The organism is Thermogemmatispora sp. (assembly GCF_019683755.1).
Taxonomy (GTDB): Bacteria; Chloroflexota; Ktedonobacteria; order Ktedonobacterales; family Ktedonobacteraceae; genus Thermogemmatispora.
The window spans coordinates 1-17,084 of the sequence record NZ_JADGHT010000063.1; the positions used below are offsets into that span (position 1 = coordinate 1).

General features: G+C 59.3%; 13 protein-coding genes. 6 read left to right on the forward strand and 7 right to left on the reverse strand.

Features of this window, described 5'->3' with window-relative positions; translation table 11 throughout:
• Together IRZ24_RS06540 and IRZ24_RS06545 are read left to right on the forward strand one after the other, a co-directional pair.
• Window positions 1-245, forward strand: a 245-nt coding sequence (locus tag IRZ24_RS06540) for a hypothetical protein (RefSeq protein ID WP_297161407.1), incomplete at its 5' end; no start/stop codon positions are given.
• A 63-nt stretch (window positions 246-308) separates the two neighbouring features.
• A complete protein-coding gene (locus IRZ24_RS06545) occupies window positions 309-1,268 on the forward strand; it encodes a HEAT repeat domain-containing protein (protein ID WP_297161410.1) in 960 nt (319 codons plus the stop codon).
• 132 nt (window positions 1,269-1,400) lie between these two features.
• Here IRZ24_RS06545 and IRZ24_RS06550 read toward each other — a convergent pair whose 3' ends face one another.
• The 5 genes from IRZ24_RS06550 to IRZ24_RS06570 form a co-directional block, all read right to left on the reverse strand.
• Window positions 1,401-2,294, reverse strand: a complete 894-nt coding sequence (locus IRZ24_RS06550; protein ID WP_297161413.1) for a DeoR/GlpR family DNA-binding transcription regulator — start codon at window positions 2,292-2,294, stop codon at window positions 1,401-1,403.
• A 258-nt stretch (window positions 2,295-2,552) separates the two neighbouring features.
• Entirely contained in the window at window positions 2,553-3,458 is a 906-nt protein-coding gene (locus IRZ24_RS06555; protein ID WP_297161416.1) for a carbohydrate ABC transporter permease, read from the reverse strand.
• On the reverse strand, window positions 3,455-4,459 hold the full coding sequence (locus IRZ24_RS06560; RefSeq protein ID WP_297161419.1) for a sugar ABC transporter permease: 1,005 nt from the start codon (window positions 4,457-4,459) through the stop codon (window positions 3,455-3,457). The genes IRZ24_RS06555 and IRZ24_RS06560 overlap by 4 nt, the downstream gene beginning before the upstream one ends.
• Before the next feature lie 51 nt (window positions 4,460-4,510).
• Window positions 4,511-5,506 carry an alcohol dehydrogenase catalytic domain-containing protein gene (locus IRZ24_RS06565; RefSeq protein WP_297161422.1) on the reverse strand — a complete coding sequence of 332 codons (996 nt, stop codon included), beginning with the start codon at window positions 5,504-5,506 and terminating at the stop codon, window positions 4,511-4,513.
• 182 nt (window positions 5,507-5,688) lie between these two features.
• A complete protein-coding gene (locus tag IRZ24_RS06570; protein ID WP_297161425.1) occupies window positions 5,689-7,041 on the reverse strand; it encodes a sugar ABC transporter substrate-binding protein in 1,353 nt (450 codons plus the stop codon).
• A 572-nt stretch (window positions 7,042-7,613) separates the two neighbouring features.
• On the opposite strand from IRZ24_RS06570, the gene IRZ24_RS06575 reads away from it, so the two are divergent.
• Window positions 7,614-8,243 carry a TetR/AcrR family transcriptional regulator gene (locus IRZ24_RS06575; RefSeq protein ID WP_297161427.1) on the forward strand — a complete coding sequence of 210 codons (630 nt, stop codon included), beginning with the start codon at window positions 7,614-7,616 and terminating at the stop codon, window positions 8,241-8,243.
• Between the two features lie 49 nt (window positions 8,244-8,292).
• Window positions 8,293-10,035: an MDR family MFS transporter gene (locus tag IRZ24_RS06580; RefSeq protein WP_297161430.1), complete on the forward strand. Its 1,743-nt coding sequence runs from the start codon at window positions 8,293-8,295 to the stop codon at window positions 10,033-10,035.
• 237 nt (window positions 10,036-10,272) lie between these two features.
• Here IRZ24_RS06580 and IRZ24_RS06585 read toward each other — a convergent pair whose 3' ends face one another.
• Entirely contained in the window at window positions 10,273-12,396 is a 2,124-nt protein-coding gene (locus tag IRZ24_RS06585; protein ID WP_297161432.1) for a GAF domain-containing protein, read from the reverse strand.
• Window positions 12,397-12,999: 603 nt separating this feature from the next.
• Here IRZ24_RS06585 and IRZ24_RS06590 point away from each other — a divergent pair.
• Together IRZ24_RS06590 and IRZ24_RS06595 are read left to right on the forward strand one after the other, a co-directional pair.
• Entirely contained in the window at window positions 13,000-14,379 is a 1,380-nt protein-coding gene (locus IRZ24_RS06590) for a cytosine permease (protein WP_297161435.1), read from the forward strand.
• Window positions 14,380-14,655: 276 nt separating this feature from the next.
• A complete protein-coding gene (locus tag IRZ24_RS06595) occupies window positions 14,656-15,984 on the forward strand; it encodes a cytosine deaminase (protein ID WP_297161438.1) in 1,329 nt (442 codons plus the stop codon).
• Between the two features lie 3 nt (window positions 15,985-15,987).
• On the opposite strand, the gene IRZ24_RS06600 is transcribed toward IRZ24_RS06595, so the two are convergent.
• Window positions 15,988-16,698, reverse strand: coding sequence for a hypothetical protein (locus tag IRZ24_RS06600; protein ID WP_297161440.1), 711 nt, complete (start codon window positions 16,696-16,698; stop codon window positions 15,988-15,990).
• Window positions 16,699-17,084 lie beyond the last annotated feature (386 nt).

The following is a 17,084-nucleotide window of genomic DNA, read 5'->3' on the forward strand; positions in this document are numbered from 1 at the left end:
GAGAGCTGAGGGGCGAAGTGGAGAAAGTTCTCATTGATAAATTTGGTTTATCAGTGAAAGAGTCTAAAGAAGTAATTGAAGAATATAGTGATGATAAACAAATGATGGAGTACTGGTGGAACTATCGGACAGATCTTGAGGAAGCAGATCCCATTGATGACAGAGATAGTGAAACAGTGCGCCTAGCCGCTGAGCTGGCGCGAGCGCGGCGCGAGAGACAGGAGGCCCAAGAGCAGTCCAGTTAGCGGCAAGCTGCTGTGAACAGGCAACAAGCAAGCAGCTTGTATGAAAGCAAACGGGTGAGAGCGATGCTCTGGTGGAAGGAATTTCCCGAAGGCCTCATCTTTAAGGAAGAAGAGTGGTTCACAAAGCCGGGCTATCTGCCGCGGCAGTACCCAAGATATCTAGCGCGGGCCTGCCTGTCCCTGACCTATCCTGAGCAAGGCCCTATCCGCGAGGAGGCAGGCACAGAGGAAACGGAACGCCCCTGGTACCGGCTAGCGTGGGAGGTGGCGGAAGCCTTTGTCGAGCGGTGGGAGGGAGAGGATGAGGAGACGCTGAAGCGGGTGCTGAGAGAGGGAGAGGGGCGGGACCGGCTGGCAGCAGTGTTTGCCCTGGGGCACAGTGCTTTTGAGGGGGTCAACGAGACGCTGGCACCGTTGCTGGAGCATCCTGACTGGCTGCTGCGGTGTGCGGCGGCCTGCTGTCTGGTTCTGCGTCGAGACGAGCGGGCCATCCCCGTGATCGAGCGCTATCTGCTCCTACCAGTGCCGATAGCCGTCGACAGCAAGGGACAGGTCAGCGTCGTGCCCGAGGCCAGCGGTTGGTACCCTCTCTACAAACGGCTGGTACCGTGGGTACTGGCGGAATGGGGGCCATCCTCCCTGCTATCGCAGCTACGCCAGGCGCTGCTGCAGCACTGCAGGGAAGCAGAGGATCACAGCCATCCATCGCCAACCCGTGCAGGCTGCCTGAAAGCGCTGAGCTATGCCCTGGGCAGGCGGGGAGCACTGGGGGCGCTCCACGGAATCAGATTGCCCGTCTCTCTGAGATGGCTCACCTCGCTGTACCTGACGCTAGGATATCTTCGAGCCATCGAGCGCTTTGACTGCGAGGACCTCCATACGCAGCTACAACCCGAAGCCCCCCTTGGCAGAGAGGTCCTGACCTTCCTACAGGATCACTTTGCCCTTGATGAAGGGCAGGCACAGGCAGCGCTCAAATCCTGGCGGATCAAGCAAACCGAAGGCAGGGGCATACTCCTGTAGACCGGGGTGAACTGGCTGCGTCGCAGAGAGAACAACTGCGAGCCTCAGTGCTACTATGCTTATGCCAAGACGGAAGACGGTGGGCATGGCCCGACTCGGCCCAGTGATGAATAGCGGTAATCCTCATATGAGTCAAAGAGGCGTGCGCCTGGACGAAGAACCCGGCTCCGCGGCCTCGGGGCTGCGCTTCACCAGGCTTGTCGGCGGCGCTGCTGCGGAGACGGGGGCCAAGATGATCCGTTTAGCCTCACGGCCTAGCCGCTCCAGATGCTCTGGTGTGATCTGATCGTCGACCACCAGGATATCGAAATCCGAGAGGTGTGCAAAGCGATTCAGCGAGTGATGGCCGATCTTTGAGCTATCGATCGCCAGAATCTTCTGAGAAGCGGCCTGCATCATATAGCGCTTAATCTCTGACTGATGAATATTCGCATCAGAGACCGAGCCATCCTCTCCCATTGCGCTGCTGGTAATAAAAGCTTTATCAGCATGCAATGAACGCAGCTTCTCGATCACTGAAATGCCGGTGATCAATTGAGGAGCCAGCTCCAGGGTTCCCCCGAGTACATAGACCTGGATACCTGTCTTACCCAGCAAACTATTGACCACCATGATCCCATTGGTCACCACCAGGATACCACTTTCATCGGGCAGAGCGGCGGCGCAGGCTGCCATCGTGGTCCCTGCATCCATCAGCAAAATCTCGCCAGGCTGCACCAGGGCAGCACAAGCGCGGGCAATGGCCTCCTTCTTCTCGCGATTCTGAACTGCGCGTTGAGAGATGGCCACATCCTCGCTACGCCCCGTAGCAATCGCGCCGCCGAAGGTTCGTTTCAGAATACCCAGCTCCTCTAACTTTTTCAGATCGCGGCGGATCGTCATCTCCGAGACCTGCAACCGGCGGCTGAGGTTGGCTGTTGAGACCGTACCCTCCTGCAAGACAATCTCAGCGATTGTCTTACGCCTTACCTCGGAGAGAACCCAACTCTTATCAGATACTGGCTCTTCTCCATCTGGCGTACTCATAATCACTCTCCCAGAACTGGCCCAACAGAGATAGCCGGCAAAGCAAAGGGCAGGCCCAGACGGCGTAGCGCGCCCGCGCACCAGCCGGTTCCGGGCCGCGCAGCGCGGCGCTGCCGCGAGGGCCTCAGCAGCTAGCTAGAGAGCATAGTCGAAACTCGCCTCGCTGTCAACGGTTTTCTTGTGCCCAAAGCAGGCGCTGCCGCCGAGCGAAGGAAGCCTTTCCTTTCCCTTCTGGCCGGGCTTTAACCCCCCAGCCGTTCACTCGCCCTGGACAGCGCCCGCTGTCAAGCCACGGATAAACGCCCTGCCGGTAGCGAAACCAAAGGCGATGCTTGGCAGCAGCAAGACCACCGTAGCGGCGGCCAAGCTGCCCCAATCCACATTAGCATACTTGATAAAATCAAGGATAGCAACAGGAGCCGTAACCGTCTCATTGCCGGTCAGCACCAGAGCAAAGAGGAACTCGGTCCAGGTCATCATAAAGACCAGAATCGTCGTCGCGACTATACCCTGACGAGCCAGTGGCAAAGAGACATGCCAGAAAACCTGCAAGCGGCTTGCTCCATCGACAATAGCCGCCTCCTCGATCGCCCGCGGCACCTCGGCGAAGAAGCCAAAGAGAGAAGTCATAGCGATTGGCAAGCCAATGACCTGGTAGGCCAGCATCATCCCCGGAAAAGTATTAAGTAGCTCCAGGCGGCGGAAGACCACAAAGAGCGGCACCAGCAGGATCAGCCCCGGCAAGACGCGCACCGCCAGATTGTAGGTCAACATCAGGCGGAAAAAAGCATGCTGGAGTTGCCTCACAATCGCATAGGCGGCGGGCAGAGCCACAACCATTGTCAGTAGCGTCGCGCCGCTATCGATCAGCACGCTATGCCAGAGGCTCGCGAAGAAAGAAGACTCTACCACCGCCACATAGTTAGCCAGAGTCGGACTAAAGGGTCCGGCGCTGAAGATGCTCTCACTCGGCTTCAGCGAGAGTAACAAGAGCCAGACAAGGGGACCGACGATAAAGAGCAGGAGGACTACGGTGACTAGAAAGCGCAGCGTGCTCATGAGCACCTGGCGCCACCAGCGCTGACGGCGCCGAAGCTGAACAGCCTGCTGTCGCTCGCTCTCGCCCGCTAAACTCGCAGCGGGCCAAGTTTGCTTGAAACTCATATCTTCACCATCCCGCGACGCAGCCCGGCAATCAACACCAGGGCAGGAATGAGCATCACGCCCATCAGAATGACGAGCAGCGCCGCCGCATAGCTCAGATTGAAATACTCGAAGCCTTGCACGAAGGCATACAGATCCAGTGGTTCTGTGGCCGTGCCTGGTCCCCCACCAGTCATCGAATAGATCAACGGCAGCAGCGCCAGATAATTGACAATTTCCAGCAGGGTCACCGTCAGCAGAGGCGTGCGCAGCAGCGGCAGCGTGATATAGCGCACCGTCTGCCACTGATTGGCCCCATCGATCAGGGCCGCCTCATAGGGTTCAGCGGGCAAGGAGCGGACCGCTGCCAGCAGGAAAACAAAGGCAAAGGGCGTCCACTCCCAAACATCGGCCACCGTGACCGCGATCAGAGCCGTCTGGCCATTATCCAGCCAGGCCACCGCCGGCAAATGGAAGACCGCGAGCAGGGAATCGATGCCTCCGAGATGAGGCGTGAAAAACATCAGCCACAAGAAGCCGGTCACAATCGGCGAGGCGAACATTGGCACGAGCAGCAGCGCTTGCAACAGAGCCGGCAAGCGACTCCGCTGAAAGAGAAGAGCGAGCAGCAAGCCCAAGGTCACCTCTAGAATCACAGGGACCGTGATAAAATAGAGCGTCAGTTTCAGACTCGACCAGAAAGTCGCGTCCTTAAGGGCCTGCAGGTACTGGCTCAGGCCAGCGAACGAGAGAGGCGCCGGGGCCAGCAAATCGACATTGAGCAGACTCATCACAACGCCAAAGCCCAGCGCCAACAAGGTGAAGGCCAACATAACCAGGCTGTACGGGGTCAGAAAGACCCCATACAGCAGCTTCTCCGCAGAGAGTGGCCGGCGCCTCGGACCACTGAGCCGACGCTTACTGGTCGGCTGCGGCTGCCCATCTGATTCGGGCAAAAGAGAGACAGCATCTTGCTTCCCAGCCACGAGGAGCCGGCTCCGCCTCTTGAGCGATTCCGCCATAGCGCTTGGTCCCTTCCTCATGCTTACTTGCGCGATAACAGGCTTGGCTCTCTACTCGGGCACGCGCACGATGGTCTTGAGAGGCTTCAAATACTCCTTTTGTTGCAGGAAGGCCGGCAAACGGCGCAGCCCGATAGTTGTACCCAGGAAGATAGGCAACCGCTCACGGTTGCGCTGCAAGATGGCAATAGCGGCGGGCATAACATTGGCGTAGCGGAAGATACCGCGCACCGTAATGCCGCGCAAACTCAAATCCAGGCCATCAAGCAGCATGGAGGCGGCCTCTCCCAGGCCGATCAATGCCAACACGCCCCCACGCTTGACCCACTGCTGAGCCAGGCGCAGGCCCCCGGCGCTACCGGAACACTCCAGGACCGCATCGCAGTCGTCGAGCGCTGGAGGCGACTGGACGTAGGCCTCCAAACCAATCTGACGCGCGGCAGCAACACGGTCCTCGCGAACGTCCACCAGGGTGACCTGTCCGCCTGCACTCTCTGCCGCCAGCGCGGCCAGGATACCTACCGGCCCGGCGCCGACGATACCCACACGGGTGCCGATCCCGATGCGCGCCTCACGGACAGCATAGACGCCGACTGACAAAGGCTCGGCCAGCGCTGCCTCATCGGTAGTCAGGCCCGGCGCCAAATAGGTAAACTCGGCTGGATGCAACACATACTCCTGCATCGCGCCGTCAACGGGAGGCGTGGCAAAGAAACGCACCTCGGGACAGAGATTATAAGCGCCCGTACGGCAATAGTGGCACTTGCCGCAAGGAATGCCCGGCTCCAGAGCCACGACGGCCCCAACCGGAAAGCCGTGGACACCGGAGCCAACGGCGTCCACTGTGCCCGCGACCTCGTGTCCAAGCACCATTGGCGCTTGGACGACGAAATGGCCAATAGCTCCCTCCTGATAGTAGTGGACATCTGAGCCGCAGATGCCGACCGAGCGCACCGCGACGCGCACATAGCCAGGAGGGGGCGACGGAGGCTCTGGGCGCTCTTCGATTTCCAGCATACCTCGACCCTTTAGAACTGCGGCTAACATTCGATGCAACCTCCTCTCTGTGTCAAGTTCAGAACCTGTCTGGCTCGGACCCACTCCGTGCTTGATGACCAGCCAGCCAGCCGGCCAGCACAGCAGAGCTGGCCGGCTACCTAAGAACAGGGTGACCTGTGGGCCTCCTGCTCTCGGAGCTAGGGCGGTGGCCTGAAGATCACCCGCTGAAGCTAGGAACTGGGATGGGTGGCCAGATAAGAAGCGGCTTGCTGCTGGGCTGCGGCAAGAGCGGCCTGGGGACTGAGCTGGCCTGTAATGGCCTGTGTCACTGCTACAGAGACATAGTCGCCAATCACATCAAAGGAAGGCGTGATCACAAAGTGGTTGAGGTCAAGATGAGGAGTATCGGCTTTAAAAGCCGCCAGCAGATCAGGCCTCACGAACTCTTTGAACTTCGGATCATTAAAGGTCGATTGCCGTGTCACCCCGATGTACTGGCCATTCTTGGCGGCCTGCAGTTGGATTTCGGGGGACGTGCTCCAGACCATGAATTTGATCGCGGCCTCCTTGTTACGCGAACCTTTGGCGAGAAACCACATCTGGGTATCGAAGCCGGGATACTGTCCGGCAGGCCCGCGCGGCGCCGGGGCAAAGCCAACCTTATCCCCCAGAGCACTCACCATTTCCTGACCAAAGGCAATGTCGTCAACCAGCATCGCTGCTCGCCCAGCTTTAAAGGTAGCGGTAGTCTCGGGAAAGTCAAAGGCCGCCGAGCCGGAGGGCGTGTAGTGCTTGAGGAAGAACTCACTGTAGACCTCTAAGCCCTTAATAGCGGCTGGGCTTGTTAGGTCAGCCGCCAACTTCCCTGCAGGTACCGGGCCGCCCGGCTGCTGACCCTGATAATAGTGGCCGCCTTCCCCGTAAAAGAAGATATTGAAGATCCAGATATTGGCATGCACGCCGCGTTTGCCACGCAGGACAATCGCAGGTATGGACGTACTATTGACCTGAGCACAGACCGCTAAAAGTTCATCAATGGTTTCAGGAACACTGGCGTGATGCTCTGCGAGAATGTCTTTGCGATACATGAGAATGTTGGTATCGAGCAAGGTTGGCAGGCCATAGCGCTTACCCTGCCAGAGGGTGGCCTGCCAGCAGGCAGGGATGAAATCAGAGGGATTGAATTGCTTTCCGACAAGAGAGGTATCGGCCAGATAGCTATCAAGCGGCTCTATCCAGCCCGCTGTTTCCCAACGCGGCAGTTGGCTCACACCGCCCCAGGTGACATCAAGGGAGCCGTCGCCGGCAGCCAGAGCGACTGAAGCTTTATTAGTGATCTCCGTTTCAGAAATAACCTGATAGTTGACCTTGATCCCCGTCTCCTTCTCGAAGAGAGGCACCAGGGGCGCTAGCCCTTCCCCTTGCGGGTTGGCATCAGCAAAAACCGTGATCTGGCTGCTTCCGCCGGAACTAGAGCCGCAGGCCGAAAGCACCATCCCTGTCCACAAGGGCGCTGTGGTGAGCGCTAATCCTCCTTGCGCGAGGCGCTTGAGAAGCCCACGCCGAGTCACTGTCTGCGTCATGAGATCCCCCTGAGTTGTAGCTAGTCGTGCTTGCGACCGATTTCGAACACATGCTAACATACTAGAACACAATCGAACTACGAAAAGCATACCTGAAAGGGAGTATTCTGTCAAGGGAAGAGGCGGCTTTTTGACCTTTGCCTCTTGAGCAGAGCTTGCGAGTCAGGAAAATAGTAACTTCAACCAGCACATCCTGAGACGAGGAGAGGCTCGCTGAAGGTGTTCTAATATGTTAGAGTTGAGATGGCTAAGGTAAGCGGCGTCTGGGGCGCCCCTGGCCAGGCAGGCTATGCTCTTCGACGAGTCCGCAACTGGCTGTCAAGCTGTCTTTCGCCTCAACCTGTGCCAAAGTTTTCTGTCGAGAAAGAGATGTGGGAGAGGGCTGCTGTCGCCGAAATCCTGCTCCAGGCATGGTGGACCGAACTTCTCCCCCCTCTTGACAATCCATTGACCCAGTGGTAATATTTTGACTGACCAGTCATGACTGGTCAGTCAAAATTCTTCCTGATAGTCATTTTCTAAAAAGCTGGTCAGATTATAGACAGCCGGTCAATGAGGGAGGAGGTGCACTGATGCCGCCTTCGACCGCGCCGCGCTCATGGAAGGAGAAGCAGCGGCAGGAGCGTGAGGCGCTCATTCTGCAAGCCGCCGAGGAGGTCTTCTGCGAAAAAGGCTATCATGAGGCCTCGATCGATGAGATCGCCGCGCGTGTAGGGATCGCTAAGGGAACAGTCTATCTCCATTTCCCTAGCAAGGAGGACCTGCTGGCGGCTCTCTTCCGCCGTGATACTGAGCAGGTGATTGCTGAGGTGGAGGCCATTGCGGCGGTCCCGGGCCGCTCGGCGCGTGAGAAGCTCGAGGAGATCCTGCACCTCCTCTACGGAGAACTCTTTAAAAAGCGCACACGCCTGTTCTACAGCATGTATAACAGCCCTGAGATGGGCGCTCTGCTGGCCAAAAAGGAGCAGATGCATGCACATTGGGAGCAGCTGACGAGTCGTCTTGAGGGCCTCCTGGCCGAAGGGCAGGCCGCCGGCGAGTTCAATCCCGAGCTGCCGACCAGTGTCATGCTGAGCCTCTTTCTGAACCTGGTATCGGTGCGGGGCTATGAGCGGCTGGTGGTGCGGGAAGGCCTGGCCCCCGCCGAGGTAGCGCGCTATCTGGCTCACATTTACTTTAAAGGAATCGCTGCTGAGCACTAGGAATGCTGAGTGTGGCGATTGCGGAAGAGAGAGGAGAGGAGTCGTCTCTATGGAATCAATGACGCCTTCGGCTGGCTCTAGTTCGATGAAGGAGCAGTCTGTTGGGACGAAGACTGTCGCGGCCAGCGCGGCGGTGGTTGAACAGCCGCGCTTTTCGGCGCGCGAGACGGTGCTAACCATGGCCGGCGTACTGATGGTGATGCTGCTAGCCTCGCTGGACCAAACGATCGTCTCAACGGCCATGCCCCACATTATCGCTGAGCTGCAGGGCTTTGATCGCTATACCTGGGTCTCGACGGCCTACTTGCTGGCGTCAACGGTCATGGTGCCGATCTATGGCAAGCTCTCGGACCTGGTGGGTCGCAAGCCGATTTTCTTGTTTGGAGTGGTGATCTTTCTCCTCGGTTCGGCCCTTTCAGGGGCGGCCCAGTCCATGAATCAGCTGATCGCCTTTCGCGCCTTCCAGGGCCTGGGAGCCGGCGCCCTCTTACCGATTGCGATGGCTATCGTCGGCGATCTGTTTACGCCGCGTGAGCGTGGGAAGTGGCAGGGACTGACGGGTGCGATCTGGGGGCTTTCCTCGATTATTGGTCCTACCCTGGGCGGCTGGATTACGCAAAATACAAGCTGGCGTTGGGTCTTCTACGTTAATCTTCCCATTGGCCTTGTGGCCCTGCTGGTGTTGATTTTCCTCATGCCAGCTCTGCGCGGCAAGAACCGCCAGGTCTCGATCGACTACCTGGGCGCTGTGCTGCTCGTGCTGGGGGCGCTGCCGTTGCTGCTCGGCTTCTCGCTGGCCGGCAACCAATATGATTGGCTCTCGCCGCAGATTATCGGACTGTTGACGGCGGCAGTCGTTTTCCTGGCCGCCTTCCTGCTCTATGAAGCTCATCTGGAGCGCCGTCAGGGCCAGCCCATTATTGAACCTGGACTGTTTAAAAATAGCATCTTTACGGTGAGCACCATTGTAACGGTCATCTTTGGTATGGGCCTCTTTGGAAGTGTCTACTTCATTCCGCTCTTTGTACAGGGTGTTGTGGGGACGACAGCGACTAATAGCGGGCTGATTTTGACGCCGTTGATGCTCACCTCGGTGGCTGGCAGCGTGCTCTCCGGTCAGCTTGTCTCGCGCATCGGCAAATACAAATGGATCGCCATCACGGGCATGGCCATCAGCGTGATCGGCTCCTACTTACTGACGCGTCTGGATGTCCATTCGACCAATACGGATGTCTTGATCGCGATGCTGGTCTTGGGCTTGGGGATGGGCTTCGGAATGTCACTCTATACGCTGGTGGTCCAGAATGCCATGCCGCTACATAAGATTGGACAGGCCACCTCGGCAATGGTCTTTTTCCGCCAGATTGGGGCGACCGTTGGTCTGGCGGCGATGGGGTCGATCATGACCTCGGCCTATCAGCCAGCCTTTAATCAGGCGCTGCCGGCACTGGTCAAGCAGATGGTGCCTGTGCGCTTCCTGTCGGCGTTCAATAATCCAGAGATCCTCCTCTCGGATGATGCACGCCAGCAGATGCAGCACGCCGCCGCGGCCTTCGGTCCTCGGGGACAGCAGGTGCTGGCGATGATTCTTGAGGCGGTCAAGACGGGTCTGGCTCAAGGTATTCACAATGTCTTTGTGCTAAGCTTTGCACTGATGGTGGTGGCGCTGGTCGCGGTATTCTTCCTGAAGGAGATCAAGCTGCGCGACCGGCGGCGCCCTCAGTCGCAGGAAGCGGGCCAGGGCGAAGAGCTGCCGGCTTCTGAGGCCGGCGAGCTGGTCGGCTTGATCTAAGAGTCTCCTTCTCTTCTTGTCTTGCCTTACCGGTGTCTTCCCCTCATCGGTGCCAGAGAGGGCGAGGCGGGAGTAGCCCGCTTCCGCCCTCTCTGGTTTTGCCCGGCTGTGCTCCCCCCCACTTTGCTCAACGCCCTGCGCCTTCTTGCTCTCACTCGTCTGCTGACTGACCAGCTAGCTCCTCACTGGCCTCGCTTGCCAACAGCCTGCTTACTGTCGGATTGCCGTCTCAGGTGGCTAGGGCAAGTTGTTGCGCAGCTTATAGACCTTGATGGCCACTTGCAGGCTGAGCCAGTTGCTGCGATCCTGCAGATCGATGTCGCACAGCGATTGTAGACGCTCCAGGCGCTGGATCAATGTATTTCTATGAATAAAGAGGCGACTGGCGGTTTTCGTCAGATTGCCAGCACATTCCAGGTATGTTTCCAGAGTAGAAAGCAGATCAGTGCCCTTGCGGCGGTCGTAGTGAGCGATGCGGGCGATCTGCTCCTGGTAGCTATCGCGCAGATCGTCCATGCGAGCGATTTTATAGAGATAGCGATAGATCCCCAAATCATTGAAATGGGTCACGCCACCATCGCCATTGAGGCTGCGGCCCATTTGGAGGGCCTCGCGTGCCTCGGCGGCGCTGCGCCGGTAATCGGCGAGCTGCTGACAGGGGTTGCCGATCCCGACGGAGAGGCGCAGGGGCTGCTCCTGGTGGATCTGATGGACCAGCTCACGCAGCCAGCTTTTCAAGCGGGCATTCCAGGAGGGGCTAAGTGCGGCGGAAGGAGAGGGGCGAGGCTGGCCACTATCCTCGTGGGGCAGGCGGACCAGGCAGGTCAGGGTCCGTTCCTGCTCATGGAGCAGTGAACCGGGATAAGCGTCTTGCAAGCGGCGCCGAATCAGGCTGCAGGTGCGCTTATAGGCTGTCTGGCGCTCTTCCTCGCTCAGGGCCGAGCGCAGTCCGCTGCCGGTGCTGCCCTCGGCGGGAAGTAGCTCAAAGAGGACGACCGTATGGGGGCGCTCCAGGTCGCAGCCGAGCAACTTCGCGCGCTGCTTCAGAGCTTCCTCCGACTCGTAGGCGCCGCCGAGCAGCTCATCGAAGAAGGCCTTGACCAGGTTTTTCTGTGTCAACAGGTCGACCAACTGGCTATTCTTGATGGCGATAGCGGCCTGATTAGCGATTGTGCTCAGGAGGGCCTGATCCTCAGGGCTGGGGCGTCGGGCCTTGCGGAAATAGCAATTGATCAGACCCAGGTGCTCGGTGCCCGACACCAGAGGGGCTGAGAGCAACGTCCGGTGTTGACCATCCTTCAGAAGATTGAAGCCCTCGAAGCTCAGCGCCTGATAGTCGCTGCTCTGGAGGCCGAGAGAGCCATCGAGACCGCAGGGAGCGGTCGCGGCGGGCGGCAGCAGCGTGCTTACGAAACCTGGACCACCTGCCACAGCGGGACCACCTGGACTGGCAACGGTGGCGCTCGCTGGACCCCCGCTGCACTCGCGCGGCGTCTCCTGGGGGCGCTCTCCATCGCTGGCTGGCAGCCGCGAATGCTCACGTTCTGTCAGGCCCGAAGCCACGGCGCGCACCGTCAAGCGACCGCGCGCCTGGTCCACCAGCATAATCGCGCACAGATCGGCTTCCATAATCTGAGCGGTCAGAGCAGCCAGCGAGCGTAGCATCTCGTCAAGATAGAGGCCGGAGCTAATCGTCTGACTCAGCACCGAAAGGCTGGTCAGAATGTTCAGTTTGCGCCTTGTATGCTCGTACAGCCGGGCATTTTCAATGGCGCCGGCGACTAGGGCCGCTGTATTGCAGACAAAGCGCTGCTGCTCCTCGTTGAAAGTGGCTGGCGCAGCGGTATTCATCGAGAGCACCCCGATGAGCTGGCGCTCGCGGCTCACAATAGGGACCGTCATCACCGACTGGAACTCTTCGCGGTCCAGTTCTGGTACCACATAGAAGCGGGGATCGCTGCGCGCCTGCTCCTTGAGAATAACAGGCTCGAGCGTGGTAGCCACCCAGCCGGCGATGCCCTGACCCAGGGCCAGTTCGATCTTGCCGCTAAAGCGCGCGTACGGCTCACTGGCGCTGGCCAACACGAGGCGCTCGTGGTCAGGATCATAGAGATAGAGAAAGGCGGCGTGACAGGAGACGGCCCGTACGATAGCATCGACAAGACGGTGCAAGATCTCGTCGAGCTTGAGCGTCGAGCCAACGGCGGCGATAATCTCATTGAGTAGGGCGTACTCTTGCGATTTGGTGGCCAGGGCCTCGCGCAGCCGGCTGTTTTCCCTCCGCAGCTCCTCCAGCTCACAGCTCTCCTGCTCCGCCTGACGTTTACTCCCGGCGCGAGCCGGGGCCGTTCGGGATACCATGCCGACCTCCTGAAGGACAGAGATAAACTGCTGCCTTATCCACCGTGGCGAGCACGCGCCAAGCTCTCTGCCTCACTCTCTCTCAGTGCCCCCAGGCCTCTGCTCTGGCTCATCCCGTTGGCGCGCTCGCCGGTCTGTAGCCAATAGCTGTATGATGTCTATATGTGTGCATTGTAACCACTCAATGGGAGGAGCGTCTAGAGGAGTGGACTCCTTTCCCTGGTCAAAACTGCCCATAAGTATTTATGGCTTTTTTATCGGCCCTTGCCGGCTGGAGCCGCTGGCTTGGTCGACTGCTTGCTTTGGCAAGCAAGCAGCTAGGGCCGTGACAGGAAAGCAGTGATGCTGGTATAATAAAGCTGGAATTAGCTCATCCTTCGTACGCTCCGGAGAGGCGGCCAGGTGGTTCAGCTTGCACTCTGCCAAACACCTCTTATCCCTACTGAATGCCGCCCAACGCAAGGTTCTCCCAGGGTGCCTCCTGCGGTGGAATGGTGCAACGCGAGCGAGGAAGGTCGAGGATGACGGCCCTTTTCGGCGTATGAAACTCGCACGTGAGCGAACGAGGAGCGTCCCACTAGTTTTTCTCCAGGAGATAGCAGCATGTCTGACATCGTCACTATTCCTGAAGAACGGGGCATAGAGATCCACGGCATCGAACGGGTAGCCCCTACTGCTCGCACTCATGTGCGCATCTTTGACAATTTCACCATGTGGCTCTCGGCCAACCTGGTGATCTCGACGGTGGCGGTTGGGGCCCTGGCCAACCTGGTCTTTGGCCTGGGCTTCTGGGATGGCCTGGCCGCGATCGTGATCTTTAATGCCCTGGGCGTGCTTCCCGTCGCCTTCTTCTCGACGCTCGGACCCAAGCTTGGCCTGCGCCAAATGACCATCTCGCGCTTCTCTTTCGGCTGGGTCGGCGGGATTGTGATGGCCCTCTTCAACGTGGCCGCGTGCATTGGCTGGTCGGCGGTCAATGTCATTGTCGGCGGCCAGTTGGTAGCGGCACTGAGCAATGGCGCGGTCCCGCGCTGGGCAGGTATTCTCGTCATCGCGCTGCTGACCACGCTGGTCAGTATCTATGGCTACCGCTACGTCCATCGCTATGAGCGCTTCGCCTGGATTCCGATGGCCATCATCTTTGCCATCATCACCGTGGTAGCGGCGCCGCACATGAAAATCGTTCCCACGCCGGTGATGGGCGCGGCCTGGTTTGCCTCGCTGATCTCCTTCGGCGGTGCTGTCTACGGCTTTGCCACCGGCTGGAGTTCCTATGCTGCCGACTACAATGTTCGCCAGCCGGAGGAGACCCCGGCCAGCCGGGTTTTCTGGCTGACCTTCTTTGGGGTCTTCCTGCCCTGTGTGGTTCTGGAAACCTTGGGCATGCTCTTGACAAGCTGGATTCCCAAAAGCGGAGGGGAGCTGTTGGCGGGGGTGCTACAGCCTCTGGGCGGCTTCGGGACCTTCCTGCTGGTGCTGCTGGCCCTCAGCGTGGTGGCCAACAATATTCCCAACGACTACAGCCTTGGCCTCTCAATCCAGGTGGTTGGCAAATCACTGCAGCGCGTGCCGCGCGCGGTCTGGACCCTGATCGGGGCAGTGATCTACGTGGCTATCGCCCTGCCCGCCGCCCAGAACTTTAACCAGACCCTGGAGAATTTCCTCCTGCTGATCGCCTACTGGTTGGGTCCCTGGTCGGTCATTCTGATCCTCGAGCACTTTGTTTTCCGTCACGGCGTCTACAACGTCGACGACTGGAACACACCCGAGAAGCTACCGGTTGGCTGGGCGGCCCTGGTGGCGCTGGTCATCGGACTGGTCGGTGTGGCGCTGGGTGCTGCACAGGTCTACTATGTCGGTCCGCTGGCGAAGCTGGTCAATCCGCCCTATGGAATGGATATCGGCTTCGAGCTAGGGATTGCGCTGGCGGCCATTGCCTATCTGCTGCTGCGTCCTATTGAGCTGCGTCGCAATGGGCGCTGAGCGGCAAACGCATCAACCAAGAAGGGCTTGCTGACAGCCTTAACTGGCGCTCGTTGCCAGTCACGGCTAGCTCACGGTGATGGCCGCGCTTGGCCAGGTTCAGGGGCAGGCGGCAGATACAGAACCGCTCTCGGGCCGCCTGCCCCTCATTGCCTCTCCTTCTGCCTGGCGCGCCCGGATCATAGCAGGCGTCCACCAGGCTGACTGGTTGCTGCGCTAGTGCTCTCTTGCGACTCATGCGGATCAACCTCATCACCTACTCAGCGAGGAAAAACCATGCCTTATGATTTACTAGTGCGTCATGCGCGCATCCATCGTATGGATACGCTTGTTGATATAGCCATTCAGAACGGGCACTTTGTCCGTATTGCGCCGGAGCTCCCCAAGGATAGCGCCACTCGCGAGATCGATGCCGCAGGACGTCTGGTCTCGCCGCCTTTCATCGATGCCCATGTCCACCTTGACGCCGTCTTGACAGTTGGCCAGCCGCGCTACAACAGTAGCGGTACCCTCCTGGAAGGCATTCAGATCTGGAGCGAGCGCAAGCCGAGTCTCAGCCGTGAGGACGTCAAGCGTCGCGCTCTGGAAGCCATTCGCTGGGAAGTTGCCCAGGGCACGCTTTACATTCGCAGCCATGTCGATGTCTGTGATCCCTCGCTGACGGCTCTGCACGCACTCCTTGAAGTGCGGGAGGAGGTACGTGACATCTGCGAACTGCAGCTAGTAGCCTTTCCTCAGGATGGTATTTTCTCCTTTCCCAACGGCCCGGAGCTGATGCGCCGTGCCCTGGAGTTGGGCTGTGATCTGGTCGGTGGCATTCCCCACTACGAATGGACGCGCGACCTGGGGGTGGAAGATGTCCGTTATGCTTTTGCCCTGGCGCGCGAGTTCAATCGCGACATTGACTGTCACTGCGATGAAACCGATGATCCACAGTCGCGCTTTACCGAAGTCATGGCGGCGGAGGCGCTCAGTGCTGGCTGGCAGGGGCGAGTGACGGCCAGTCACTGTACGGCCATGCATTCGTACGATAATGCTTATGCCTTCAAGCTCTTGCGCCTGCTGGCGCGGGCCCGCGTCAATGTCATTGCCAATCCCTTTGATAACGTCGTGCTGCAGGGACGCTTTGACACCTATCCGAAGCGCCGCGGCCTGGCCCGGGTCAAGGAGCTGCTGGAGGCCGGCGTCACGGTGGCTCTGGGCCATGACTCGATTATGGACCCCTGGTTCCCGCTCGGGCGCGGCGATATGCTAGCCGCTGCGCAGCTTGCCCTCTTACTCTGCCACATGAGCGGTTATGAAGAGATCAATACCGTGTTGGATCTGATCACTACCAACGCTGCGCGCGTTTTGCGCATCGAGGACCGCTACGGCATCGAGGAAGGGAAGCCCGCCGATTTTGTGATTCTCGATGCTCCCTCGGCCTTTGAGGCTCTGCGTCTCTTGCCAGCGCGCCTGCATGTCTTCAAGGCAGGGCGCGAGGTGGCAACTACGACGCCCGCCCGCAGCCTCCTGCGCCGAAACGGCGAGAGCGAAGGCAGCGAAGTGACTTTCCGTCTCCCGTCCTCCTGGTCGCCCTCTGCTGGAGAGACCCGGCCACACTGAGCGTCAGAGCATGTTAATAGCTCGCGCCGCCAGGATCGCCAGGACGAGCAGAGACAGCAGGGCCTCTAGCATCATAAGGGTTTTGGCACGGCGCGTCAGTGGCATAGTGTCTGTTGGGCTAAAAGCGGTGGCCGTGGTGAAGGCGAGAAAAAGATAGTCGAGAAAGTGCGGTACCCAACCCCCGCTATTGCCGCCTGCTTGTTGGGGAAAGAGAAAGTCGACGGCGCGATGTCCCCGTTGGTGCCGTCCCACTGGCCCGCCGCCGTCGACTTCCCAGTACCAGAGAGCAAAGACCAGGACATTCGAGGCCCAGAGCAGGCCGGCGGCGCGCAGCAGCACATCGGCCCGTGTGTCGCGCGGCAAGTTGAAGATGAGCAGGGCCACGGCGCTGCCGAGAGCCAGCGTGACGATCGCCAGCAATCCCAAGGCGAGGCGACGCTGCAGGCGGTGAGAGAGCGGTCGCCCGCCCAACCGGGCGAGCAGACTGAAGGCGACGACCACGGCCACAATCAGGCCCTCCAGGGCCAGCGGGAGCCAGTTTGGCCCGAGGGTGAGCCAGGGCGGCAAAACGGCATAGAGGAAGCCGCAGAGCAAGGCTGCGGCCAGGGCCAGCCAGCGGGGTGCAATCTTGCTCGTCCCCTCGCTCTGGCGGTGCTCCCCTTCTACTGGCTGGATTCCCGGCACTCCGTGCGGTCTGCTATGCTCTTCGTCCATTGTTCTCCCCTTCTTGCCTGCTGATCTCAGCAGAGTTTTCACCAGCGACGTGCGGTTCTCGCTTGCCTATCAGGGTAGCGAAGTTGCCATACGCTGGCAAGTCCTGCCCTGGGCACGCTCTTCCGATGATGAGGAGCTGTCTCGCTGCGTGAGAGGAGATCGCGATCTTCTTCTCATTTTTTACACAAGATTGTGAATGATCAGTCATAATAGTAGTGTGAGAGGAGGGAAGCCAGGCCAAGATAATGGCAATATTTTCAGACATGACCAATGGCAGGTGCAAAATAGGCTAGCATCTGCTATAGTAGAAAACAGAAGAGCGGATCGGGAAAGAAGCCTACCGATTGCCGGTGAGGGGGAAGGTAGGGGAGCAGCCTGTAGAGGGG